24 protein-coding genes and 1 riboswitch are annotated in these 21,463 nt (G+C 70.8%); of the genes, 13 read left to right on the top strand and 11 right to left on the bottom strand.

The window, feature by feature from the left end; genetic code table 11:
• Nucleotides 1-76: 76 nt before the first annotated feature.
• The 4 genes from QI554_RS05445 to QI554_RS05460 all read right to left on the bottom strand — a co-directional run bounded on the left by QI554_RS05445 (nt 77) and on the right by QI554_RS05460 (nt 4,600).
• Nucleotides 77-1,501, bottom strand: a complete 1,425-nt coding sequence (locus QI554_RS05445) for a nucleobase:cation symporter-2 family protein (protein ID WP_281466437.1) — start codon at nt 1,499-1,501, stop codon at nt 77-79.
• Between the two features lie 336 nt (nt 1,502-1,837).
• A complete protein-coding gene (locus QI554_RS05450) occupies nt 1,838-2,482 on the bottom strand; it encodes an HdeD family acid-resistance protein (protein WP_281466439.1) in 645 nt (214 codons plus the stop codon).
• A gap of 137 nt (nt 2,483-2,619) precedes the next feature.
• Complete coding sequence (locus QI554_RS05455; RefSeq protein ID WP_281466440.1) at nt 2,620-2,832, bottom strand: dodecin; 213 nt, start codon at nt 2,830-2,832, stop codon at nt 2,620-2,622.
• 151 nt (nt 2,833-2,983) lie between these two features.
• Nucleotides 2,984-4,600 carry an ADP-ribosyltransferase domain-containing protein gene (locus QI554_RS05460; RefSeq protein ID WP_281466442.1) on the bottom strand — a complete coding sequence of 539 codons (1,617 nt, stop codon included), beginning with the start codon at nt 4,598-4,600 and terminating at the stop codon, nt 2,984-2,986.
• 209 nt (nt 4,601-4,809) lie between these two features.
• Between QI554_RS05460 and QI554_RS05465 the strand changes: the two genes are divergently transcribed.
• On the top strand, nt 4,810-5,487 hold the full coding sequence (locus QI554_RS05465) for a macro domain-containing protein (RefSeq protein ID WP_281466444.1): 678 nt from the start codon (nt 4,810-4,812) through the stop codon (nt 5,485-5,487).
• A gap of 93 nt (nt 5,488-5,580) precedes the next feature.
• Nucleotides 5,581-6,384, top strand: coding sequence for a uracil-DNA glycosylase (locus QI554_RS05470; RefSeq protein WP_281466446.1), 804 nt, complete (start codon nt 5,581-5,583; stop codon nt 6,382-6,384).
• 5 nt (nt 6,385-6,389) lie between these two features.
• Here QI554_RS05470 and QI554_RS05475 read toward each other — a convergent pair whose 3' ends face one another.
• Complete coding sequence (locus tag QI554_RS05475) at nt 6,390-6,641, bottom strand: hypothetical protein (RefSeq protein WP_281466448.1); 252 nt, start codon at nt 6,639-6,641, stop codon at nt 6,390-6,392.
• Nucleotides 6,642-6,822: 181 nt separating this feature from the next.
• Between QI554_RS05475 and QI554_RS05480 the strand changes: the two genes are divergently transcribed.
• Complete coding sequence (locus QI554_RS05480; RefSeq protein WP_281466450.1) at nt 6,823-7,992, top strand: cytochrome P450; 1,170 nt, start codon at nt 6,823-6,825, stop codon at nt 7,990-7,992.
• Nucleotides 7,993-8,055: 63 nt separating this feature from the next.
• On the opposite strand, the gene QI554_RS05485 is transcribed toward QI554_RS05480, so the two are convergent.
• On the bottom strand, nt 8,056-8,358 hold the full coding sequence (locus QI554_RS05485) for a DUF1876 domain-containing protein (RefSeq protein ID WP_281466452.1): 303 nt from the start codon (nt 8,356-8,358) through the stop codon (nt 8,056-8,058).
• A 231-nt stretch (nt 8,359-8,589) separates the two neighbouring features.
• Here QI554_RS05485 and QI554_RS05490 point away from each other — a divergent pair, with 231 nt between their 5' ends.
• Together QI554_RS05490 and QI554_RS05495 are read left to right on the top strand one after the other, a co-directional pair.
• A complete protein-coding gene (locus tag QI554_RS05490) occupies nt 8,590-9,294 on the top strand; it encodes a type 1 glutamine amidotransferase domain-containing protein (protein ID WP_281466454.1) in 705 nt (234 codons plus the stop codon).
• Nucleotides 9,295-9,370: 76 nt separating this feature from the next.
• Nucleotides 9,371-10,381 carry an NADP-dependent oxidoreductase gene (locus tag QI554_RS05495; protein ID WP_281466456.1) on the top strand — a complete coding sequence of 337 codons (1,011 nt, stop codon included), beginning with the start codon at nt 9,371-9,373 and terminating at the stop codon, nt 10,379-10,381.
• Between the two features lie 43 nt (nt 10,382-10,424).
• Here QI554_RS05495 and QI554_RS05500 read toward each other — a convergent pair whose 3' ends face one another.
• Together QI554_RS05500 and QI554_RS05505 are read right to left on the bottom strand one after the other, a co-directional pair.
• Nucleotides 10,425-11,246, bottom strand: coding sequence for an SDR family oxidoreductase (locus QI554_RS05500; protein ID WP_281466459.1), 822 nt, complete (start codon nt 11,244-11,246; stop codon nt 10,425-10,427).
• 101 nt (nt 11,247-11,347) lie between these two features.
• A complete protein-coding gene (locus tag QI554_RS05505; RefSeq protein ID WP_281466461.1) occupies nt 11,348-12,154 on the bottom strand; it encodes an SGNH/GDSL hydrolase family protein in 807 nt (268 codons plus the stop codon).
• Nucleotides 12,155-12,413: 259 nt separating this feature from the next.
• Between QI554_RS05505 and QI554_RS05510 the strand changes: the two genes are divergently transcribed.
• Nucleotides 12,414-13,310, top strand: a complete 897-nt coding sequence (locus QI554_RS05510) for an ATP-grasp domain-containing protein (RefSeq protein ID WP_281466463.1) — start codon at nt 12,414-12,416, stop codon at nt 13,308-13,310.
• A gap of 12 nt (nt 13,311-13,322) precedes the next feature.
• Here the strand turns inward: QI554_RS05510 and QI554_RS05515 are convergent, their stop codons facing one another.
• A complete protein-coding gene (locus QI554_RS05515) occupies nt 13,323-13,844 on the bottom strand; it encodes a VOC family protein (protein ID WP_281466465.1) in 522 nt (173 codons plus the stop codon).
• A gap of 72 nt (nt 13,845-13,916) precedes the next feature.
• Here QI554_RS05515 and QI554_RS05520 point away from each other — a divergent pair, with 72 nt between their 5' ends.
• From QI554_RS05520 to QI554_RS05545, 6 genes are all read left to right on the top strand, one after another.
• Complete coding sequence (locus QI554_RS05520; protein ID WP_281466467.1) at nt 13,917-14,618, top strand: nitroreductase family protein; 702 nt, start codon at nt 13,917-13,919, stop codon at nt 14,616-14,618.
• A gap of 146 nt (nt 14,619-14,764) precedes the next feature.
• Nucleotides 14,765-14,968: a cold-shock protein gene (locus QI554_RS05525; RefSeq protein WP_281466469.1), complete on the top strand. Its 204-nt coding sequence runs from the start codon at nt 14,765-14,767 to the stop codon at nt 14,966-14,968.
• A 296-nt stretch (nt 14,969-15,264) separates the two neighbouring features.
• Nucleotides 15,265-16,353, top strand: a complete 1,089-nt coding sequence (locus QI554_RS05530) for a branched-chain amino acid aminotransferase (protein WP_281466471.1) — start codon at nt 15,265-15,267, stop codon at nt 16,351-16,353.
• 91 nt (nt 16,354-16,444) lie between these two features.
• Nucleotides 16,445-17,011: a DUF6232 family protein gene (locus QI554_RS05535; RefSeq protein WP_281466473.1), complete on the top strand. Its 567-nt coding sequence runs from the start codon at nt 16,445-16,447 to the stop codon at nt 17,009-17,011.
• A 3-nt stretch (nt 17,012-17,014) separates the two neighbouring features.
• Nucleotides 17,015-17,359, top strand: coding sequence for a hypothetical protein (locus QI554_RS05540; RefSeq protein ID WP_281466475.1), 345 nt, complete (start codon nt 17,015-17,017; stop codon nt 17,357-17,359).
• A gap of 402 nt (nt 17,360-17,761) precedes the next feature.
• Nucleotides 17,762-17,945, top strand: a riboswitch (cyclic di-AMP (ydaO/yuaA leader).
• 5 nt (nt 17,946-17,950) lie between these two features.
• Nucleotides 17,951-19,273, top strand: a complete 1,323-nt coding sequence (locus QI554_RS05545) for a transglycosylase family protein (RefSeq protein ID WP_281466477.1) — start codon at nt 17,951-17,953, stop codon at nt 19,271-19,273.
• A gap of 111 nt (nt 19,274-19,384) precedes the next feature.
• On the opposite strand, the gene QI554_RS05550 is transcribed toward QI554_RS05545, so the two are convergent.
• Together QI554_RS05550 and QI554_RS05555 are read right to left on the bottom strand one after the other, a co-directional pair.
• Nucleotides 19,385-19,588 (bottom strand): DUF397 domain-containing protein, encoded by a 204-nt coding sequence (locus tag QI554_RS05550; protein WP_281466480.1) that lies wholly within the window; start codon nt 19,586-19,588, stop codon nt 19,385-19,387.
• Complete coding sequence (locus tag QI554_RS05555; protein WP_281466482.1) at nt 19,585-20,478, bottom strand: helix-turn-helix domain-containing protein; 894 nt, start codon at nt 20,476-20,478, stop codon at nt 19,585-19,587. The genes QI554_RS05550 and QI554_RS05555 overlap by 4 nt, the downstream gene beginning before the upstream one ends.
• An 18-nt stretch (nt 20,479-20,496) precedes the next feature.
• On the opposite strand from QI554_RS05555, the gene QI554_RS05560 reads away from it, so the two are divergent.
• The gene (locus QI554_RS05560) at nt 20,497-20,976 is read left to right on the top strand and encodes an alpha/beta hydrolase (protein ID WP_281466484.1); all 480 of its coding nucleotides are present in this window, start codon (nt 20,497-20,499) and stop codon (nt 20,974-20,976) included.
• The last annotated feature ends 487 nt before the right edge of the window (nt 20,977-21,463 follow it).

The raw sequence follows: 21,463 nt of genomic DNA on the forward strand, positions 1-21,463 counted from the left end.
TCGGTCTATTGGGGGGCCGGGGGGTGCGGGGGGGGGCCGCGGGGATTACGGCGGCCCCGCCCGGTCACCGCGCAGGTCAGACCGCGGCCGCCTGCGGGGCGGCCACCGGGGCCTCCGCCTCCACGTTCTCGCCGTCCTCCCCCACCCTCTTGCGTCCGAAGTGGTTGAGCGCGAGGTTCAGGACGACGGCGGCGACGCACCCGGCGGAGATGCCCGAGTCGGCGATCATGGCGACCTTCTCCGGGAACGCGTCGTAGAAGTGCGGGTAGGCGATCGGGAAGACGCCGAAGGCCATGCTGACCGCGACGATCAGCGCGTTGCCGCCCTCGTTCAGGTCGGCCTTGCCGAGCGTGCGGATGCCCGCCGTCGCCACCGAACCGAACAGCACGACGCCCGCGCCGCCCAGCACCGGCTGCGGCACCAGCGCCACCAGCCCGCCGACCACCGGCATGAGGCCCATCAGCACCAGGAACAGCCCGCACACCGCGACGACGAACCGGCTGCGGATCTTCGTGAGCGCGACGAGCCCGATGTTCTGCGCGAACGCGGTGCACGCGAACCCGTTGAAGAAGCCCGCGAAGGCGGTGGCCAGGCCGTCCGCGCGCAGACCTCCCGCGATCGTCCGGTCGTCGGCCGGCTTGTCGACGACCTCGCCCAGGGCGATGATGTCGGCCGTCGACTCGGTCATACACACGACCATGACGACCAGCATCGACACGATGACCGCCGCGTCGAACTCCGGCGCGCCGAACGCGAACGGCTTGGGCACCTCGAACACCGGCAGGTCCTTCAGCGTGCTGCCGTGCACCTTGCCGAACGGGATCGCCGCGAGCGTCCCGACCACCAGGCCGAGCAGGATCGCGATGCGCTGCAGGAACCCGGTCAGCAGCTGGTGCAGGAGCAGGATCGACACCAGCGTGATGCCGGCCAGCGCCAGGTTGGACGCCGAACCGTAGCCCGGCGCGTGCGAGTTGCCGCCCTGCGCCCAGTTCCCGGCGACCGGCAGCAGCGACACGCCGATGAGCGTGATCACCGTCCCGCTGACCACCGGCGGGAAGAACCTGACGAGCCGGCAGAACACCGGCGCGAGGACGAAGCAGAAGACGCCCGCGATGATCGTCGACCCGAACACGACCGGCAGCGTCGCGTCGCCCTTGGACGCGACCACGGCCAGGATCGGCGACACGACGGCGAACGTGACGCCGTTGACGAACGGCAGCCGCGACCCGACCTTCCAGAACCCGATCGTCTGCAGGACGGTGGCGAGCCCGGCGATCAGCAGGCTGGCCCCGAGCAGCGTGCTCAGCTCGGCGGCGGAGAGACCGAGCGCCCCGCCGATGATCAGCGGCGGCGCGGCGACGCCCGCGTACATGGTGGCGACGTGCTGCAGTGCCCCGGCCAGCAGCCGCCCGGGCGGCAGCAGTTCGTCGACGGGGTGGACCGCGTCCGCGACGGCGGCGGGGTCCTCGGTGGTGCGCTTGGCGGGGAGTGTCCAGCCCATGCGATGTGCCTCCACAGGGGAGGCCGCCCCCTGCGTGTGGAGCGGCCGTGGGTGGCTGTGCGTACGGCCTTGCGGTGTTTCCGGAGAAGCGCGCGCGTGCCGCGGGACCGGGGGCGATGTCGCCGCTGCGCAGATATACGGACGTATCGAATTCCACCATGCGGAACCCGACTTCCGATTTGTAGAAAGCGACTGTAGGGACGCGCACGAGACCGGTCAAGACTCGTCCCATGCGACGAAACGGATGGCGCTCGGGCCTGCCCGCGCACCGGCCCGGACATGCCGAACGCCCGCATCCCGGCGCAGGTGGCGCGGGGCGCGGGCGTCCGCGGAACGTCAGTGGTGTTCGCCCGTGCGGGTGGCGGAGCCGCTGGCGGACCACTCGGTGTCCTCCAGCTCGTTGACGTGCTTGCGCATGCGGAGGGCCGAGACGATCTCGACGAGGCCCACGGCGATGAGCCAGCAGCCGGCCAGGACGGTGAGGACGCGGATGGAGCCGAGCGGGGCGACGAGCAGGACGACACCGGCGATCAGTTCGACGATCGAGAGGAACATCTGCCAGCCGCGGCCCGGCATGGCGCGGTCGGACATCGCGGCCATGACCCCGGTGATGCCGCGGAACAGCCAGCCGATACCGATCCAGATGGCGAGCAGGAAGATCGACTCGGTGGTGCCGCGGAAGCAGAACAGGCCCAGGAGGATCGACAGCGTTCCGCTGATGAACGCCATGACGCGCATCGCCGTGGAGGCGTGGGTGCCGAACGCGGCGATCAGCTGGAACACACCGGCGATCAGCAGGTACAGGCCGAACAGCACGCCGACGACGCGCAGCGTCGGCTCCGGCCAGGCCAGGACGATGATGCCGACGGCCAGCGCGATGACGCCCGCGATCAGGACGGCCTGCCAGGCGCTGCGCGCGAGCTGCTTGAAGACGCCGTCCAGGTCGTCGTTCATGGTGGGGTACGGCTCTTTGGGGTCCATGGCTCCGCCTTTCCTGGCACCTGCCGAACGCGAGACATGTCGACTCATCGACATAATCCCGCTATCTCGACTAGAGCAGGGGCCGGGCGCCGCCGCAAACGGGGCGTGCGCCCGGCCTTCCGGACCCGGTCAGGGCGTCATTCGTCCTCGAGCCGGAACCCGACCTTGAGCCCCACCTGGTAGTGCTCGACGTGCCCGTCGACGATCTGGCCGCGCACTTGGGTGATCTCGAACCAGTCCAGGTGCCGCAGCGTCTTCGAGGCGCGGGCGATCGCGTTGCGGATCGCGGCGTCCACGCCCTCGTGGGACGAGCCGACGATCTCGGTCACGCGGTAGGTGTGCTCTGACATGGCACTCCCTCTTTCGAGCTCTTGCCGTAGTTCGCGGGGTGCGAGGCACCGCAGGGTCGGTTTTCAGTAGAACCCGGGTCCAACGGCCCCGCAAAAGCGGCGGCCGCCGGGCCCGACAGGTTCGGGACCGGCGGCTGCGGCCGGGTCAGCCCTACGAGACCAGCGGCTGGTCCTCCAGCTCGGCGAGCTTGACGGTGCACAGGCCGCCGCGTTCTGTCTTCACGTCGGTGACCTTGAGCTGGGTGCCGGGCAGGAGGACGTACTCCTCCTCGTCGGTGAAGGCCGAGAAGCTGCGGATGCCGACCGCGCGCCTCGGCTGGACCTCGAAGAGGGTGCGCTTGCCGCGGCTGCCGAGGAAGGAGCGGGCCACGCCGAGCTCGGAGGTGCAGGACGAGACGCCCCACCACGTCACGGTCCGGCCGAGCGGGTACTGCGCGCGCAGGTCGAGCGCGACGCCCCGCCACAGCGGCTCGGTGCGGGCCGGGAGTGCCGAGACCGCCCCGAAGAGGAGCCGGAGGTAGGCGAGGTACGGCACGACCTTGCTGCGGTCCGGCGAGCGCAGGATGGCGTTGATCTCGCGGTAGAACGCCGACTCGCACGTGTAGAGGTACAGGGCGGCGATGGCGTCGGCGGAGAGCGTCGCGGTCGCGTCGTCCGCGCGGCGCAGGCCGAACTCGTGGGACCGCTTGACGTAACGGTCGAGGCCGGACAGGAGTGCGGCGACCGGGGCGACCGCCTCGGTGAAGTCCATCACCGGTGTGTCGAACACGCCCGTGATGTCAGGGAGTTCGAGGCCTTCGTCCTTGACGCTGGAGAGGCGGTCCAGGTACAGCTGGTGGAGTTCCATGGTGGACGCGATGAACGCGCCCATGCGCTCGGCGGTCCCGCTGTCGGCGCCGCCGTTCGCGCCGGGGACCTTGTCCCAGCCGGTGCTCGGCAGCCAGTCGACGGGGTCGGTGCCGAGCGAGGCGAGCGCGTCGTTGACCATCGCGAAGTGGTCGCCGTCGCAGAAGATGTCGCCCTGCGCCGCGGGGTTCGGGTGGTCTATGTGCCGGACCTCGACGCCGGGGTATTTCTTCTGCAGCCGCTCGACGACCTTCTTCAGGTTGCGTGCGTGCGCGCCCCACCACGCGAACACGACGCCGCGGTCCTCCTCGTCGGCGTCCTGCTTGGACTTGAGGATCTCCTCGACGATGCGTTCGGCGACCGGGCGCCAGAACGCGGTGTGCCGGTCGGTCGGGGTCGAGCCGTCGGCGCTGGCGGTCAGGGACGCGTTGAGCAGCAGGACGCCCTGCGTGAGCATCGCCTGGAACCACTCCGGCGGCTGCACCGTCTCCTGCTTTTTGAGCAGCGCCCGGATATCGGCGATCGGGGTCTTCTTTGGAATCCCGTACTTCCACATCGCCGCCGCTTTGATGATGCAGCGGATGCTCACCACGCGGCCGAACTGGCTGTCGCTCCAGTCGTGGAAGGTGTTGTCGAACATCGCGATTCCCGTCGCGCTTTCCGGGCGCGGATACGGGTTCTGCCCGAATATGACGACCTTCCACTTGTGCGGCGGATTCGGCTTGAGCGCCTGGAAGGTCAGTTCGCGGACCGGGACGGTTTCGGGACCGCGGTTCGCTCCGATGAACGAGGCCGCGTCCGTCTGCGCCTCGATCACCGGCTTGAGCAGCGGAAGCCACGGTTCGCCGCCGCCCTTGAAGAGGTCGGCGAGGGCGAGCGGGTCGTTCGCGTCGGGCGTGGCGGGGGTGTTCGCGTCGCTCATGGTGGCGGAATCTCCGAAATGTCGTACGGCGCAGACGGGTTCGCGGTGGAACCGTGGAATCGGCCGCAGGCTAGCAGCGCTTTCCGACAGTCTCGAAAGGGGCGGGAACAAAGCGACTACGGGTCGCGGGGGGCCACGGGCGGGCCTGTCGGTGCGGCCGCATAGAGTCGGAGACGACCGCAGCAAACGTTTCCCGAACGGGGTGGACAATGACCGGTGTTCGCGCGCAGGAGCCGCTCAAGGTAGTGCTGACCGACATCAACACGAGCGTGGTGTCGGCGTGGCGCGCGGCCTTCGCGGGAACGCCCGGGATCGAGATCCGCAAGGGCTCGATCCTGGACGTCAAGGCGGACGCGTGGGTCACCCCGACCAACTCCCGCGGCCGCATGGACGGAGGCGTCGACGCCGCCATCAAGCGGCACCTCGGCGCGGGCATCCAGCTGCGCGTACAGCGGGCGATCCGCGAGGAGTTCGGGAGCGGCCTCCCGGTGGGCAGCGCGGTGTGCGTGCCGTCCGGCGCGACCAATCCGCGCTTCCTGATCTCGACGCCGACGATGGAGTCCTCGTCGGAGAACGTCAGCGAGACCCTGAACGTGGCGCTTGCCTGCGCGGCGGCGTTCCAGGCCGTGCACCGGCAGAACGAGCGAGTGCCCGGCAGCATCAGGTCGGTCGCGCTGGTCGGCATGGGCGCGCAGACCGGCCGGGTGCCGGCGCGGGTGTGCGCCAACCTCATGTGGAGCGGCCACGCGTTGTTCGAGGAGCACTACTTCGCGGACTACGACGACCTTCGCGACACCATCGTCACCCAGCTGGACGACCTGGAGAGCGCGCCCGCCGAGGAGCCGGTGCGCATCAAGCCCCCGCAGCGCGGCACCTCGCGCCGCTGAACGACGGGCACTGACCGAACCGGCGCTGCGGGATCGCCCCCGGCGGGGCAGGATCGAAGGGTCCCGACCGCCACGAGGCATCCCGAGGTACGCATGGCGACACCCGGCGACCCGCCGCCGCCCGAGCGGTCATCGACCCCGACGCCGGGGGACGCCAAGGCGTACTCCCCCGCCCGGCAGGCGCCCGGCGCGGCCACGGTGGCCGAGCTCGACCGCCGGCTCGTCGACTGCCGGGCCTGCCCGCGGCTGGTCGCGTGGCGGGAGGAGGCCGGGCGGGTCAAGCGGCGGGCGTACGCCGAATGGGACTACTGGGCGCGCCCGGTCGCGGGCTTCGGGCCCGCCGACGCGGCCGTGCTGGTCATCGGGCTGGCCCCGGCGGCGCACGGCGGCAACCGGACCGGGCGGATGTTCACCGGCGACCGTTCAGGCGACGTCCTGGTCGAGGCGCTGTACGACCTGGGCCTGGCCAGCCAGCCGACCACCGTGAGCCGCGACGACGGACTCGCCCTGCACGGCGTACGGTTCACCGCCCCGGTCCATTGCGCCCCGCCGGACAACAAACCGACCCCGGCGGAGCGCGACACCTGCCGCCCGTGGCTGGTCCACGAACTCCGGTTGCTCCGCCCGACGCTGCGCGCCGCCGTCGTCCTCGGCGGGTTCGGATGGCAGGCCGCGCTCCCGGCGTTCGCCGCGACCTGCTGGCACGTCCCCACGCCGCGCCCGAAGTTCGCCCACGGAGCGCGTACCACGTTGACCGCCACCGACGAGGGCCCGGACCTTGCGCTGTTCGGCTGCTACCACGTCAGCCAGCAGAACACCTTCACCGGCCGCCTGACCCCGGCGATGCTCCGCGAGGTGCTGGACGAGGCCGCCGTCGCGGCCGGCCTGCGGCCCTGACCCGGTCAGTCGCGCCGGTTGCGGGCGAACAGGCCTGTCGACGTGAAGTCGATGAGGAAGCCGAGGACGACGACGAACCAGCCGATGCCGGTGACGCCGAGGCCGGGCTGGTAGGCGAAGACGTACATCAGCGTGGCGAACGGGAACACGATCAGGCCCAGGAACGGGACGATGAACGTGTCGAACGCGCGGTCGACCAACGTGGTGAAGATCCACACCAGGGCCAGGGCGAGGCGCGGCGAGAGCGCGGCGACCATGGCGAGAATGCATCCGCAGCCCACCGGGACCTCCGTTCACGGCCGGACGGCCTGTCTATTTCCGATCATTTGACACCATTCAGTGCATCCGCGAGCGGCGCCACGCTGACCCTTGATTCACTTCCGAGCCCCCCGCTAGCGTTGTTTACGCGTGTGTATACAACGACGACGGGGAGCCGCTGTGACCGCACAACTGCCGTTCGCCATCACCGAACCACTCCGCCCGCCGCCCGAGCAACGGCGGCTCCGGGACTCCGGGGACGTGCACAAGATCCGCACCCGCGTCGGGGACGAGGCCTGGCTGGTCACCGGCTACGAGCACGTGCGGGCGCTGCTCGACGACGAGCGGCTCGGCCGCACCCACCCCGCGCCCGAGACGGCGCCGCGGTCCGGCGAGTCGGCGCTGCTCGGCACGCCCCTGCCCGGGTTCGAGACGGAGAAGGCCGACCACACGCGGATGCGCCGGCTACTCCAGCCGTACTTCTCGCCGCGGCGGATGCGCGCGCTGCGAGCGCGCGTCGAGGAGCTGACCGCCGAACTGCTCGACGCGATGGAGAAGCAGGGCCCGACCGCCGACCTGTGCGCCGCACTCGCGCTGCCGCTGCCGATCCTGGTGATCTGCGAGCTGCTGGGCGTCCCGTACGAGGACCGCGAGCGGTTCCGGGCGTGGTCCGTCGCGGTCGGCGATGTCGCGGACGCCGACCGGTCGCTCCAGGGGCTGGCGGAACTCTACGGCTACGGCCTGGAGTTGGTCGCCCGCAAGCGGCGCGAGCCGGGCGACGACGTGATCTCGGGGATGTGCGCGACCGAGGGCGTGAGCGACGCCGAGATCGCCCGCATGTCGATGCTGCTGCTCTTCGCCGGCCACGAGACGACGGTGGTGCAGATCGGCTTCGGCGCGCTGCTGTTGCTGGCGACGCCGGGGCAGTGGGCGTCGCTGGTGGCCGACCCGTCCCGCATCGACGCGGTGGTGGAGGAGGTCATGCGGGCGCCGTCGGTCGGCAACGGCGGCATACCGCGCTGGGCGAAGACGGATCTGGAGGTCGCGGGCACCCGCATCCGCGCGGGCGAGCTGGTCATGCTGGACACGTTCGCGGCCAACCACGACGGCACGGTGTACGCGTCCCCTGACCTGTTCGACCCGGAGCGCGTCGCGGCGCCGCACGTGGCGTTCGGGTACGGCGCCCGCTACTGCCTGGGCGCGCCGCTCGCGCGCATCGAGCTGGCGGTCGTGTTCGGGCAGCTGGCGCGCCGCTTCCCGGGGCTGCGCCTCGCCGTCCCGCCCGCGGAGGTCCGGTTCACCGAGAACCAGCTGACGTCGGGCGTCGTGGCCCTGCCGGTCGCCTGGTAGCGGACGCGCGGAGGAACCGCCGCCGCGCTCCGTCCGGGAGCCGGCGGCTCCGCCCGACCGGCGTCAGCGGGTGGCCACGGACGCCTCGATGTCGTCGGACGCCACGGTCAGCAGTCTGTGCGCGAGGTCGGACAGCGCCCTGGCCGCCGCGAGCTCGTCGCCGATCTGCGGGACGTCGCGGTCGGCGGGGTTCTTGCGGGCCGTGCCCCAGCCGCGCAGCGCGGTGTCGGGGTCGGGGTTCGTGCTGTCGCTGGTGTGCAGGTGGGCCTCCGCGTGGGTGCGCACCCGCTCGCCGTCCTCGACGTCGTCGGCGCCGGTCTTCTCGGTCAGGTACACGTCGACGGTCCAGTGCTTGATGGCGGACATCGTCTCCTCCTCCGGTCCCCCGCTGCGATGGGACGGCCCTTCCAGTGTCGGTCGTCGCCGGTTCCCCGGCGCGTCGGGCGTTCGCGGGCATCCATTGGTATTCCGATACCAGGCATTGGATTCCTCATTGGATTCCAATGAATACCCGGCCTACCTTCGAGGCATCGTCGCTGACGGCCCGTGAAGGAGCCGTCAGGGACCGTCGAAGTGCCTCAGGCTGGGAGAACAGCAATGTCGAAGATCCTCTTCGTGATGACCGGTGTCGACTACTGGACGCTGGCGGACGGCACCAAGCACCCCACCGGGTTCTGGGCCGAGGAGGTCGTGACCCCGTACGAGGCGCTCACCGCGGCCGGCCACGAGGTGGTCGTCGCGACGCCCGGCGGCGTGGCGCCGACGCCCGACGCCGGGAGCCTGTCCGCCGGCGCCAACGGCGGCGAGGCCGGCGCGGCGCGGATCGCCGAGGCGCTGGCGTCCTTCGAGAGCCTGCGCGCACCGCTCACGCTGAGCGAGGTGGACGTCGACGACTACGCGGCCGTCGTGTACCCCGGCGGCCACGGCCCCATGGAGGACCTCGCCGTCGACGCCGACTCGGGGCGCGTGCTGACCGAGGCCCTCGCCTCCGGCCGCCCGCTGGCGGTCGTGTGCCACGGCCCGGCCGCCCTGCTGGCCGCGCGCAACGCCGACGGCACGTCGCCGTTCGCCGGCTACCGGCTGACCGGGTTCACGAACGCCGAGGAGACGCAGGCCGGCTTCGCCGACAAGGCGAAGTGGCTGCTGCAGGACCGCCTCGTCGGGCTCGGCGCGGACTTCCGCGAGGGCGAGCCGTGGGCGCCGCACGTCGAGGTGGACCGCAACCTGGTCACCGGCCAGAACCCGGCCTCCTCGGGCCCGCTCGCCGCCGAGGTGCTCACGCTCCTGAACGCGGCCGGCTGACCGCTCGCGCCGTTCCCCGCTGACGCCGCCGACGCGACCCGGCATACTCCGTAACCCCTACGAGCCTTGGACCTTCATGCCTGTCACCAGCCGCGAATGGCACCTCGTCGCCCGCCCCGTCGGCGAGCCCCGGCCGTCCGACTTCTCCCTCGTCAGCACGACCGTTCCGGACCCCGGGCCCGACCAGGTGCTGGTGCGCAACGACTTCCTGTCCGTCGACCCGTACATGCGCGGGCGGATGAACGAAGGCGAGTCGTACATCCCGCCGTTCGTGCTGGGTGAGGCGATGACGGGCAGCGCGGTGGGTACCGTGGTGGCGTCCGAGAGCGCGCGGATCCCGGTGGGGTCGACCGTCTCGCACTTCGCCGGGTGGCGGGAGTACGCGCTGCTCGACGCCGGGGCCGTGCAGCCGGTCGACCCCGGACTCGCGCCGCCGCAGGCGTACCTGGGGGTGCTCGGGACGACCGGCCTGACAGCGTGGGCCAGCCTCAAGGACACCGCGCCGGTGCGCGAGGGCGACGTGGTGTTCGTGTCGGGCGCGGCGGGGGCCGTCGGCTCGGTCGCCGGACAGCTCGCGCGCAAGCTGGGCGCGTCGAGGGTCATCGGTTCGGCGGGCGGCCCCGAGAAGGGGGCGCGCCTGACCGACCGCTACGGCTTCGACGTCGCGCTGGACTACCGGAAGGGCGACATCGCGGGGCAGTTGGCCGAGGCGGCTCCCGACGGGGTCGACGTCTACCTCGACAACGTCGGCGGCGACCACCTCGACGCCGCGCTGCTGTCGATGAACCGGCACGGCCGCATCGCCCTCATCGGCGCGATCTCGGTCTACAACGCGACCGAGCCCGTCCCGGGTCCGGTGAACCTGCCGCTCGCGATCGGCAGGCGCCTCACGCTGCGGGGCATGCTCGTCGGCGACCACCTCAACCTGTTCGGCGAGTACGTCGCGACGGCCTCCGCGTGGCTCAAGGACGGCAGCCTGATCGCGGACGAGACGGTCGTCGACGGCATCGACCACGCGGTCGAGGCCTTCTCGGCGATGATGCGCGGCGCGAACACCGGCAAGATGCTGGTGCGGCTGGCGCACTGACGGGACGTCGCGCGCTGACGGGCCGTTATGCGTTGACGGCCCGTCACGCGCCGCCGGAGACCGCGTCCTGGTAGCGCTGCATCCCCCGGATCCACCGGTCGTAGTCGGCGCCCTTGCGCCGGTAGAACTCGAGGACCTGGGGGTGCGGCAGGACCAGGAACCGCTCGGTGCCGAGCGCTTCGACGACACGGTCCGCCACGTCGAGCGGTTGGAGCAGGTCGCCCGCGTCCAACACGGCGCGGGCGCTCGCCCGTTGCACCGGGTCGTCGGAGCGGGTGCCGGCCATGAGCAGTTCGGTCTCGACGGCCTGCGGGCACAGGCAGCTGACGCGGATGCCGCGGGAGCCGTACGTCACGGCCAGCCATTCGGCGAAGGCCACCGCGCCGTGTTTGCTGACCGAGTACGTCGGCGAGCCGATCTGCGTCAGCAGCCCGGCCGCCGAGGCGGTGCTGAAGAAATAGCCCGCGCCGCGCTCCAGCCAGCCCGGCACCAGCAGCTTGGCGGCGCGCACGTGGGCCATGACGTTGACCTCGAGCGCGGTCGCCCATTCGGCCTCGGGGGCGTCGAGGCCGGCCCCGTTGGCGACGCCGGCGTTGGCGAAGTACAGGTCGACCGCGCCGAGTTCGGCTTCGGCGTCGGCGAGCAGCGCGGTGAGGTCGGCGGTGGAGGCGGCGTCGGCGGCGCGGGCCAGGACGCGGCCGGGGTGTGCTTCGGCGAGCTGCTTGCCCGTCGCGTCCAGGCGTGCGGCGTCCAGGTCGGTCAGCAGGACGCCGCCCGCGCCGTGTTCGAGGAGCCGCTGGGCGATGGCGGCGCCGATGCCGCCCGCCGCGCCCGTGACGACCGCGACCTTGTCCGTGATGTCCATGGGCCTGCCTCCGCGTTCCGTGACGCCGCGCGGCCCCGGACGGCGAGGTCCGGGGCCGGGCGTTGGTTCTGACGACCGCTCAGTAGGTCATGCCTACCGGATCAGGCCGCCGCGGTGAAGACCGGCAGGTAGCCCTTCGACTGGCCGGTCGCGGTCGGGTGGTACGACTCGTCGATGGGCAGCGTGGTGCTGTGCAGCCATTCCGAGCCGGAGCAGATCTCGTGTCCGGTGAACGTCGTGCGCACGTCGCCGAAGCTGAACCCGGCGTTCGCGGCCCGCTTGGAGATCACCAGGTCCAGCTCGTCGGCCGCGCCGTTGAGCAGCGCGCGGTCGGTGTCGCCGATGCCGAACCAGCACGAGCCGCCGATCTTGTACAGGCGGGAGTAACCGAGCACGACCACATGGGCGTTGGGCGCCCGGCTGTGGATCTGGGCGTACACGTTGTCGAGCAGGCCGGGCAGCTGGTTGTCGGCGAACGAACGGGCCTGGGCGACCGCGTTCGCGCACGCCGTGTGCCCGTTGAGCACGCAGGTCTGCATCACGCTCGCGAAGCCGGCGTCGTTGCCGCCGATGGTGATGCTGACCAGCGAGGTCGACCCGTTGAGCGGGCCGAGCTGGTTGTTGAGCACGTCCCCGGTGCGGGCGCCCGAGCAGGCGACGAACGAGAACGACGACGGCGCGTGGGAGTTGGCCCACAGCACCGGGTAGGCCTTGGTGCTGCGCTTGCAGCTGCCGCTGGCGCTGTCGTAGCTGCCGGCGCCGACGCCGGCGGAGTACGAGTCGCCCAGGGCCACGTAGCCGCCGGTCGCGGCGTGCGCGGGCGGTGCCGCGAGCACGACGCCGAGGGCGACGAGAAGGGCGGTGAGCAGTGCGGACACGAACGACTGCCGTGCACGTGAAACGCGCATACAACCTCCCCGTAGGTGACAGGCATCACAGGTTGTAGCAGCGGCCGCTCCCGGCCCGGAAGACACCGACTCCCTCAAGTTACTGACGGGTCACCAGATCCTCACGAACCCACGCCGCACGGTGATCGTTTCGCCCCCGGACGGCCCCATCCCGCCGCCGCTCCACGCCCATTCCGCGCAAACGGGATGGATCGTGTGGGCCCTCGCTCGATAACGTGAGCGATCGTTAACCACACCGGAACGCGGGAGGTCAGGCCCCATGACGGACACAGCACGGCGGCGGGTGGCGGTGGCCACGGACGGGTTCGGCCAGGCGCACGACGAGGAACTGCCCGTGCTGGTCGCGGCGCTGCGCGACCACGGGTACGACGCGGAGGCCGTCGCGTGGGACGACCCGGCCTACGCCTGGCCGGGCGTCGACGCGGTGCTCATCCGGTCGACGTGGGAGTACACCGAACGGCTCAGCGAGTTCCGGGCGTGGCTGGATGTCGCCGCCGCCACGACCGTTCTGCACAACCCGGCCGCCGTCGTGCGCTGGAACACCGACAAGACGTACCTCGCCCAGCTCGAGGCGCACGGCGTGCCGATCGTCCCGACCGGCTACCTCGCGCCGGGCGAGCCCGTGGTGCTGCCGGCCGACGGCGAGATCGTGGTCAAGCCGTCCGTGTCCGTCGGCGGTCGCAACAGCGCGCGCTACACGGTGGCGCAGCGCGCGGCGGCCGAGGAGCACGTGCGGTTCCTGCACGCCGAGGGCGCGACGGCCATGGTGCAGCCGTACCTGCCGCGGATCGTCGACGGCGAGCGCGCGCTGGTGTTCCTCGGCGGCCGGTTCAGCCACGCGATGCGCAAGGGGCCGGTCCTCACCGACACCGGCCGCATAGACAACCAGCGGGACGCCCACCCGAACCCCGTCCCGCACACGCCGGGCGACGCCGAACTGGCCCTGGCTGACGCGGCGCTCTCGGCACTCAAGGCGATCGTCCCGGGCGCCGACGAGCCGCTGCTGTACGCCCGCGTCGACGTCGCCCTCGCGGACGACGGCGCGCCGGTCGTGATGGAGCTGGAGCTGATCGAGCCGAACCTGTTCCTGACCCGGGTCGAGGGCGGGGTGGCGCGCTACGTGGCCGCGGTGGAGGCGGCGATCGGGGCTCCGTGAGCGGGCCGGCCCTCAGGCGTCCGTGAGCCGCTCCCCGAGGAACACGCCGAGCCGCTCCCGGTAGAACTCCACGCGCAGGCCGTTCGGGTCCTGGATGTAGAGGCTGTCGTCGACACCGCGGTCGGGGCCCAGGTACTCGATCCCGGCCTCGTCGAGGACGCTTTTCAGCCGCGTGAAGGACTCCGCGTCCACGGACAGGGCGAGGTGCTGGATGCCGCCGATCGTCTCGTCGAACGCCGGGTGCGGATGGCCCGGGAAGTCGAAGAAGCCGAGCAGGTTGCCGTTGCCCAGGTCGAAGAAGAAGTGGCTGGACCCGGCGTAGTCGCGGTTCTCCACCAGCTCGACGAGCGGGAAGCCGAGCAGCTCCTGGTAGAAGCGGATGGTCTCCTCGACGTCGCGGCAGATGAACGCGGCGTGGTGGATGCCGCGCGTCGGCGGCGTGGGGCGCGCGTCGGCCTCGCGCACGTACTGCTCGCGCAGCTCGACGCGGCGCGCGCGGACGCTTTCGAGTTCGGGGCCCTCCGGCTGCGGCATCGCGTCCTCCTCGGGTCGGTGACCTGCGTGTACCAGACTAGGCGCGGCCAACCGATCGAGAGGACAGGCGCGATGGAGTTCAGCGACGTAGTACGGACCACCGGTGCGGTGCGGCGGTTCACGGACGAGCCGGTCCCGGACGCGACGCTGGCACGCGTGTTCGACAACGCCCGCTTCGCCCCGAGCGGCGGGAACCGGCAGGGCTGGCACGTGGTCATCGCCCGTTCGGCGGACGTGCGGCGGCGGCTGAGCGAGCTGTCGCGGGCGGGCTGGGAGGAGTACCAGGCGTACGTCGACGCGGGGCGGGTCCCGTTCGCGCCCGGCGAGGACGGGCGCATGCACGGCGTCCCGGACGACGTCGACTTCACCCGGCCGGCCCCGAGGAACCGCTTCATCGAACAGCTGGAGCGTGCGCCGGTGCTCGCGGTCCTCGCCGTCGACCTGCGCCAGCTCGCGGTGACCGACCGGGACCAGCCGCGGCACAGCATCGTGGGCGGCGGGTCCGTCTACCCGTTCGCCCAGAACGTCCTGCTCTCCGCGCGCGACGCGGGCCTCGGCGGCGTCCTGACCACCTTCCTGTGCCGCCGCGAACCGGAGGTCAAGGAACTGCTGGGCCTCCCCCAGCCGTACGCGGTCGCCGCCCTGCTGGCCATCGGCGTCCCGGAACGCCACCCTCGCAAGCTGACCCGGCGCAAGGTGGAGGAGTTCGTCACCTTCGACCGCTTCGACGGTGCGCCGCTGCCGGGCCCGGACGCCGCTGCTCCCACCGACTGAGATCGGGGTCTCCCGAAGAGCCCGTTTGGCGGTTATTCGCCCTGCCATATCCGCCTATGCTCGCCGGTGTTCCGGCGGGCGGAGGCGGCACATTCGTGTTCCTCCAGCCCGACGGACGACAAGTCCCCGGCAGGAAGGACGCGCTCATGGCGACCGGCACCGTGAAATGGTTCGACGCGGAGAAGGGCTACGGGTTCATCAACCCCGACGACGGAAGCGGAGACGTCATGGCCCATCACTCGGCCATCAAGTCCACCGGGTTCCGGACCTTGGACGAGAACGCCAAGGTGAGCTTCGAGATCGTGGAGGGCCCCAAGGGGCGGCAGGCCGCGAACATCACCGTCATGTGACGCAGCCCTTCGAACAGGCAATCGCGTAAGGCGCACAGCGCGTCCAACCCGCCCGGCGCTCCGCGGCCCGGCATCGGCCGCGGGGCCCGGGAACGGGCCGGAGTTTCGAGGGCCGGCGCGCAAAGTATTCACGTCATTCCAAGCTGAGCCTTCAAGTCCTTGCGTCTTTCATCGAGTTCTCCGCACGACCCTTGTGCGGGCAGGCGGCCGCGCGGCACGCTGACCGCGCCACCGCCGCACGGCGTGCCGCGGCGTATCGCGCGCGGCGCCGCGAACCTCGATGAAGGCAGGCCCTCATGTCCCTCGTCCTGCAGCCCACGACCCAGCCGCTCCCGGACGCCGAGCGGGCCGCGCGGATGGCGAAGCCCGGGTTCGGCCGGGTCTTCACCGAGCACATGGTGACGATCGACTGGAACGCGGAACCCGGGTGGCACGACGGCAGGTTGACGCCGTACGGGCCGTTCAGCGTCGACCCGGCGATGATGACGCTGCACTACGCGCAGTCCATCTTCGAGGGGCTCAAGGCCTACCGTCAGCCGGACGGCTCGGTGGCGACGTTCCGCCCGTACGCCAACGCGGCCCGCTTCCAGGCGTCGGCCCGCCGGCTGGCGATGCCGGAACTGCCGCAGGAGATGTTCGTCGAGGCCGTCGACACGCTGGTGCGCCAGGACCAGTCGTGGGTGCCTTCGGAGCAGGAACAGAGCCTCTACCTGCGGCCGTTCATGTTCGCGACCGAGGTCGGGCTGGGCGTGCGGCCGTCCAACGCTTTCCGGTTCATGGTGCTGGCCTGCCCTGTCGAGGGCTACTTCCCGGGCGGGGTCAAGCCGGTCTCGGTGTGGCTGTCGAAGGAGTACGTGCGCGCCGCACCCGGCGGCACCGGCGCGGCCAAGTGCGCCGGGAACTACGCGGCTTCGCTCATCGCGCAGGCACAGGCCGCCGAGCAGGGCTGCGACCAGGTCGTCTGGCTGGACGCCAACGAGCGCCGCTGGATCGAGGAAATGGGCGGCATGAACCTGTACTTCGTCCGGGGGTCCGGGCCCGGCGCCACCATCCTCACGCCGTCTCTCACGGGTTCGTTGCTCCCCGGCATCACCCGAGACTCGCTCCTCCAACTCGCCGCGGACCGCGGCTACACCGTCGAGGAGGGCAAGATCTCCGTCGACGACTGGCGGCAGGGCAACGCCGACGGCACGATCACCGAGGTGTTCGCCTGCGGCACTGCGGCCGTCATCACCCCGGTCGGCTCGGTGAAGTCCGCCGACGCGTCCTGGACGGTCGGCGACGGCACGGCCGGCCCCATCACGATGGAGCTGCGCCGGGCCCTCGTCGACATCCAGACCGGCAAGGCCGAGGACCCGCACGGCTGGCGCCACACGATCGTGTGAGCCGCCGGCCTCCCGGTCAACCGAAAGGTTTTCCCCTCGTTGGGCGTTCGTACGCCCGAGCACGGGCGTCGGACGCCTCACGGGGAGCCTCATGAGTTCGACACACCAACCCGCGCACCAACCCGCCGTCGGCCCACCGGGACAGGCACCGCCGGTTCAGCAGGACAAGACCCGCACCACCGTCGTGGCGGTGCGGGAGCGGATCCTCTGGATCGACAGCGCGGCCTACCCGGTGGCGAACATGGCTCGGGTTCAGACGTATTCGCTCAGCCCGGACGCGTGGAAGGAGTTCGTGCGCTTCGCCCGCGCCGCCCTCGTGGCGCTCGTCCTCGGAGCCGTGGGCGGCGCGCTCGACCAGCCCTGGTCAGGGATGCTGATCGCCGCCGCGGTCCTGATCAGCGTCTACGCACTGATCCGGTGGATCGGCGCCTTCGACACGATCTACTACGTCCTCGACGTCAACGGCTCCGGCGCCCAGGGCGCGGTCGTCAGCCGCGACCCGAATCAGATCGTCCACCTGCGCAACAGCGTCATCGCGGCGATCAACAGCGAACGTGCGGAGTTCGTCGCCCACATCACGAACTACGTCCACAAGGGCGACAAGATCGTGCAGCTGGGCGCCCACAACATCGGCAAAGTCAACCCGATGGGGGCGTGACGCATGCACGATCGACCGACTCCGGTGTTTCACAGCCACACCGGCGACACGATCAACCAGCGAGGCAACCACAACATCGGCAAGGTCGAAGGTGACGTCACCTATAACAACGGGCAGCCTTCCGCGACCCACGCGACCTTCGAGGACCTGCTCACCGCCCTCGCCGAGCTGCGCCCGCGCCTGCCAGAGGGCCCACAGCGCACCATGCTCGACGCCGCCGAGGACGGCCTCCGCACCGCCCCGACCGCGACGGCCCGCCGTCCGTTCCTCACCGCACTCCAGGGCATCCTGACCGCCCTGGGCCCGGTCGCGGCCGTGACCGCGGAGGTTCTGGGGCGCCTCGGCTGACGGCTCGGCGCATCAGGGGCCCCTCGGTGCACACCAGCCACCGAGGCGGCCCCTGCTGTTCCCTCCCAGACACCCGCTAATCCGACAAAACGCACCTTTCTGGCGACTTTGCTTGCCCTTTACCTAGTCGACGCATCATGACCACAGCGGTACAGGTGGTCACCCTCCCCTACGCAACGTGCCGCCGACTGCACACGCGGCCAGATTCCCGCCACACACCGGCGTTCCGGCACTACCCCGCGTGGCATATTCCCGATTCCCGAATTTCGGGAAACTTTCTTGCGGTTCAAGGGATTTGAGTTCGTAGACGGCGTCTGTCTACCTTCTTCGTCGTCGGTACCCACACCGACACCGCCCACCGGAACGCCGAGTTCTGCCGCCGGTCGGGACGGGACAGCTGAGAAGCAACCACGGCAGAAGCGGGGGACCCAGGTGAAATCCGCCGGACCGCCGGCGTACTTCGGTACGCCCGGGACGGCTTGGGGTGAAGCCATGCCTCGAACGCCCTGACAGGGCGTCGTGCAGGCAGGCCGGGCAACTCCAGCCCGAACCCGACAGCTCACCTCGCAGGCGTAGGAGAGGAATAGCTTGATGCTGTCCGCAACCCGTAAGCGTCTGGTCACCAAGTCCCGTATCGCCGTTGCCGCCGGTGTCACCGGCGCCGCGATCGCCGCCCCGCTGATCGGCGCGACCAGCGCGTCCGCCGCCCCGGTGAGCACCTGGGACAAGGTCGCCGAGTGCGAGAGCACCAACAACTGGTCCATCAACTCCGGCAACGGTTTCTACGGTGGCCTCCAGTTCACCAACTCCACGTGGCAGGCCTTCGGCGGCACGCAGTACGCCGAGCGCGCCGACCTGGCCACCAAGGGCCAGCAGATAGCCATCGCCGAGAAGGTCCTGGCGAGCCAGGGCCCCGGCGCCTGGCCGGTCTGCTCCATCAAGGCGGGCCTGACCAAGGGCGGCGCCGCGCCGCAGGTCGACACCGGCTCCGCCGTCAAGGCCGCCGCGCCGAAGGCCGCCGCGCCGAAGGCCGAGGCCAAGCCGGCCGCCGCGCCGCAGCCGACCGAGGACCGCGCGTCGCGTTCCGAGGCCCGCACCGAGGTCAAGGCCGCCCCGCAGGCCGAGGCGAAGACCGAGCAGGCCCCGGTCGCCGCCGCGAGCACCTACGCCGTGGTCGCCGGCGACACCCTGTTCAAGATCGCCGACGCGCACGACGTGGCCGGTGGCTGGCACAAGCTCTACCAGGACAACCGCAGCGTCATCGGCGGCAACCCGAACGTCATCTACCCGGGCCAGAAGCTGACCCTGAGCGGCAAGGCCGTCGCCCAGGCCCCGGCCGAGAAGCCCGCCGCGGCGAAGCCGGCCGCGGAGGCGCCGTCGACCTCGGTCGCGGCCCCGAAGGCCGAGTCGAACTCGACCGGTTCGAAGCTCGCCCAGAGCAAGGACACCGCCAAGTCGGCCTCCACGAACGTGGTGAAGAAGACGGCGAGCGCAAGCTCGGACGTCTCCTCGTCCGGCTACGTCCGCCCGGTCCCGGGTGCCCCGCACGGCTCGTACGGCAACTCCGGCTCGCTGTGGTCGCACGGCCACACCGGTGAGGACTTCACCGCCGCGTCCGGCACCTCCGTCAAGGCCGTCACCTCCGGCGTCATCGTCGAGGCCGGCTGGGGCGGCGCGTACGGCAACAACGTCGTGATCAAGCACGCCGACGGCAAGTACACCCAGTACGGCCACCTGTCCTCGATCTCCGTGTCGGTCGGCCAGAAGGTCTCCACCGGCCAGCAGATCGGCCTGTCCGGCTCGACCGGCAACTCGACCGGCCCGCACCTGCACTTCGAGGTCCGCACCGGCCCGAGCTACGGCTCGGACATCAACCCGATCGCGTACCTGCGCGCGCACGGCGTGAACGTCTGATCCACCACCGCTGAACGCCCTGCCCAGTTGTGGGGCTGACGCAGGGCGTCAAGCACCACGGACCGCCCGGCTGGAACACTCCAGCCGGGCGGTCCGGCGTTTGCGTGTCGTTCAGTCGCGCGCAGCCCGCCCGACGAACTCCGCCCACGCCCCGACGGGAAACGCGAGCCGGGGGCCGGCCGCGACCTTGGAGTCCCGGACCTGCGCCACATCGGACAAGGCCCGGACCTCGACGCATTCCCCGCCTTCATCGCTGCTGTAGCTGCTCTTGATCCACGCCGACGGAAAAGTCCGCGCTTGGGCGTTGGTGTTCATAGCGCTCCCAGAATCTCGCTGATCAGCGACGCAGACGCCTCGGGCTCAAGGGCCTTGGCTCGGATGCTCCCATACTTGGTCGCCAGAACATGCACCTCAGACCGGTCACCGATCAGTCGGTTCACGTCGTGCACCTCGACATAGGCGATCGGGCTGCGGTCGCGAAAGTGCATGAGCGTGAACGGCCCTGCCACGCCGGGATGCTCATGGCAGCCCGTGGGCATGACCTGCACCTCGCACCAGCGCAGGCTGGCGAGTTCGGCCAGCCGTTCCAGTTGTTCGCGCAAGACCGCCACCCCACCGAGCGGCCGACGCAGCACCGATTCCTCGACGACGCAGTTCACCGTCGGCGGTGGCCAGCGGGTCCAGAGGCGCTGCCGCTCGATCCTCGCCGCGACGCGCTCCTCGATGGTCTGGTCGTCGAGGATGGGGCGGCGCCCGGAGAAGAGCGTTCGCATGTAGGCCTCGGTCTGCATGACACCCGGGAACGTCATGGTGCTGAAGTAGGCGAGTTCAACCGCCTTGGCCTCCAAGCGCGCATAGTCCCGGAACCAGTCCGGATGCTTGACGCGCGCCTTCACCTTCGCTTTCCCGACGTCTTCGATCGTGGCCAGCAACAGTCCGCCAGCGTCCAGCACTTCGTCGGCGCTCCTCAGGAACTGCTCCTGCGGGACCCTCCGGCCCAGTTCGAGCGACATGATCTGGTCTTCGCCGTAGCCGACCCGGCTGCCCAACTCCCGGCGGGACCAGCCTTTCCGCTCCCGCAGCACCCGGACCTGTCGGCCCAGCGCCCGGAAGAAGTCGCTGGCGATATCCCCCTCGTCCAGGACCAGTTCGGGTTGCGGTGGTGGGGCCGCGTCCCCCTTGTCCGAGCCGGCGGAATCGGTCATCGCTGCCCCCTGATCGACATGCACGCTACGCGTCCGATCAACTCCGGAACGTGTCGAACGCCGTGCGCGTCAGCGTACGCTCGGCCACGCGAACGGCGCAGCCGACTCCCGTTCTTTGACCGGTTCGGCCGGTTTGGGGGCCGGGCGCCGAATGTCGCGGGGCTGGTCTACATCGCGGCGTTCGCCCCGGACGAGGGTGAGAACCTGGGCGGGCTGCTGGCACGCGACGGTGAGCCGATCCCCGACGGGTTCCTCAAGCCGGACGCCGACGGCTACCTGTGGATCGACTTCGCCGGTTTCCACGACGCGTGGCGCGACAAGCCCTGCTGGTACCAGGTCTCGACGCAGGACCGGATGATCCCGCCGATCACCGAGGCGTGGATGGCCGAACAGATGAAGGCCCGCTCGACCATCACCCTGGACGCCGGCCACGCCCCGCTCGCCTCCCGCCCGGACGACGTCGCGGCCCTCATCGACCAGGCCGTGAAGGAGGTCTGACCCGCGGCGCTTGCTCAGCGCGGGAGGACCAGTTCGGGTTGCGGCGGCCTGCTGCGGCGTGGAGATCGTCGGCCATGCACGGTCCCCTGGCCTGCCTGCCGGCGGTGTCCATCTCCCCCTCCCGATTTCGGATTGTCCGCGCGGCCGAACGGCTGTCAAGGCGCGGTGGGGCCAACCCTGTTCATGCGGCCTCGCCCGTTTCGAGGGGGCGCCTTGACAGCCGCCCGGCCGCGCTTAAAACCTCGGCAACTATCGGGAGGGGGAGGCGGTGTGGAGGCGCATCGGGCGCCTTGCGTCGCCGTCCTGCGGTCCCGGGGTGGGGTGGGCGGCCGCCTTTGACGACCGGTGACCACGCTTCACGGTTCTCATATCGCACCAAATCGGGGCATTGAGGCGCCTGAATGCCTATTGGCTTTGCGTCAAAAGAACCAAATGGCCACATGTTGCCATCTGGTTCTTTTGAAAACCGTTGTCAGTGAGAGATGAG

The organism is Yinghuangia seranimata (assembly GCF_029953285.1).
In the GTDB taxonomy this organism is placed as follows: Bacteria; Actinomycetota; Actinomycetes; order Streptomycetales; family Streptomycetaceae; genus Yinghuangia; species Yinghuangia seranimata.

Bases quoted from the DNA above. Each gene is read 5' to 3' on its own strand.
- QI554_RS05445 (WP_281466437.1), bottom strand. From the start codon at position 1,501: ATGGGCTGGACACTCCCCGCCAAGCGCACCACCGAGGACCCCGCCGCC.
- QI554_RS05450 (WP_281466439.1), bottom strand. From the start codon at position 2,482: ATGGACCCCAAAGAGCCGTACCCCACCATGAACGACGACCTGGACGGC.
- QI554_RS05455 (WP_281466440.1), bottom strand. From the start codon at position 2,832: ATGTCAGAGCACACCTACCGCGTGACCGAGATCGTCGGCTCGTCCCAC.
- QI554_RS05460 (WP_281466442.1), bottom strand. From the start codon at position 4,600: ATGAGCGACGCGAACACCCCCGCCACGCCCGACGCGAACGACCCGCTC.
- QI554_RS05465 (WP_281466444.1), top strand. From the start codon at position 4,810: ATGACCGGTGTTCGCGCGCAGGAGCCGCTCAAGGTAGTGCTGACCGAC.
- QI554_RS05470 (WP_281466446.1), top strand. From the start codon at position 5,581: ATGGCGACACCCGGCGACCCGCCGCCGCCCGAGCGGTCATCGACCCCG.
- QI554_RS05475 (WP_281466448.1), bottom strand. From the start codon at position 6,641: ATGGTCGCCGCGCTCTCGCCGCGCCTCGCCCTGGCCCTGGTGTGGATC.
- QI554_RS05485 (WP_281466452.1), bottom strand. From the start codon at position 8,358: ATGTCCGCCATCAAGCACTGGACCGTCGACGTGTACCTGACCGAGAAG.
- QI554_RS05490 (WP_281466454.1), top strand. From the start codon at position 8,590: ATGTCGAAGATCCTCTTCGTGATGACCGGTGTCGACTACTGGACGCTG.
- QI554_RS05495 (WP_281466456.1), top strand. From the start codon at position 9,371: ATGCCTGTCACCAGCCGCGAATGGCACCTCGTCGCCCGCCCCGTCGGC.
- QI554_RS05500 (WP_281466459.1), bottom strand. From the start codon at position 11,246: ATGGACATCACGGACAAGGTCGCGGTCGTCACGGGCGCGGCGGGCGGC.
- QI554_RS05505 (WP_281466461.1), bottom strand. From the start codon at position 12,154: ATGCGCGTTTCACGTGCACGGCAGTCGTTCGTGTCCGCACTGCTCACC.
- QI554_RS05510 (WP_281466463.1), top strand. From the start codon at position 12,414: ATGACGGACACAGCACGGCGGCGGGTGGCGGTGGCCACGGACGGGTTC.
- QI554_RS05515 (WP_281466465.1), bottom strand. From the start codon at position 13,844: ATGCCGCAGCCGGAGGGCCCCGAACTCGAAAGCGTCCGCGCGCGCCGC.
- QI554_RS05520 (WP_281466467.1), top strand. From the start codon at position 13,917: ATGGAGTTCAGCGACGTAGTACGGACCACCGGTGCGGTGCGGCGGTTC.
- QI554_RS05525 (WP_281466469.1), top strand. From the start codon at position 14,765: ATGGCGACCGGCACCGTGAAATGGTTCGACGCGGAGAAGGGCTACGGG.
- QI554_RS05530 (WP_281466471.1), top strand. From the start codon at position 15,265: ATGTCCCTCGTCCTGCAGCCCACGACCCAGCCGCTCCCGGACGCCGAG.
- QI554_RS05535 (WP_281466473.1), top strand. From the start codon at position 16,445: ATGAGTTCGACACACCAACCCGCGCACCAACCCGCCGTCGGCCCACCG.
- QI554_RS05540 (WP_281466475.1), top strand. From the start codon at position 17,015: ATGCACGATCGACCGACTCCGGTGTTTCACAGCCACACCGGCGACACG.
- QI554_RS05545 (WP_281466477.1), top strand. From the start codon at position 17,951: ATGCTGTCCGCAACCCGTAAGCGTCTGGTCACCAAGTCCCGTATCGCC.
- QI554_RS05550 (WP_281466480.1), bottom strand. From the start codon at position 19,588: ATGAACACCAACGCCCAAGCGCGGACTTTTCCGTCGGCGTGGATCAAG.
- QI554_RS05555 (WP_281466482.1), bottom strand. From the start codon at position 20,478: ATGACCGATTCCGCCGGCTCGGACAAGGGGGACGCGGCCCCACCACCG.
- QI554_RS05560 (WP_281466484.1), top strand. From the start codon at position 20,497: ATGCACGCTACGCGTCCGATCAACTCCGGAACGTGTCGAACGCCGTGC.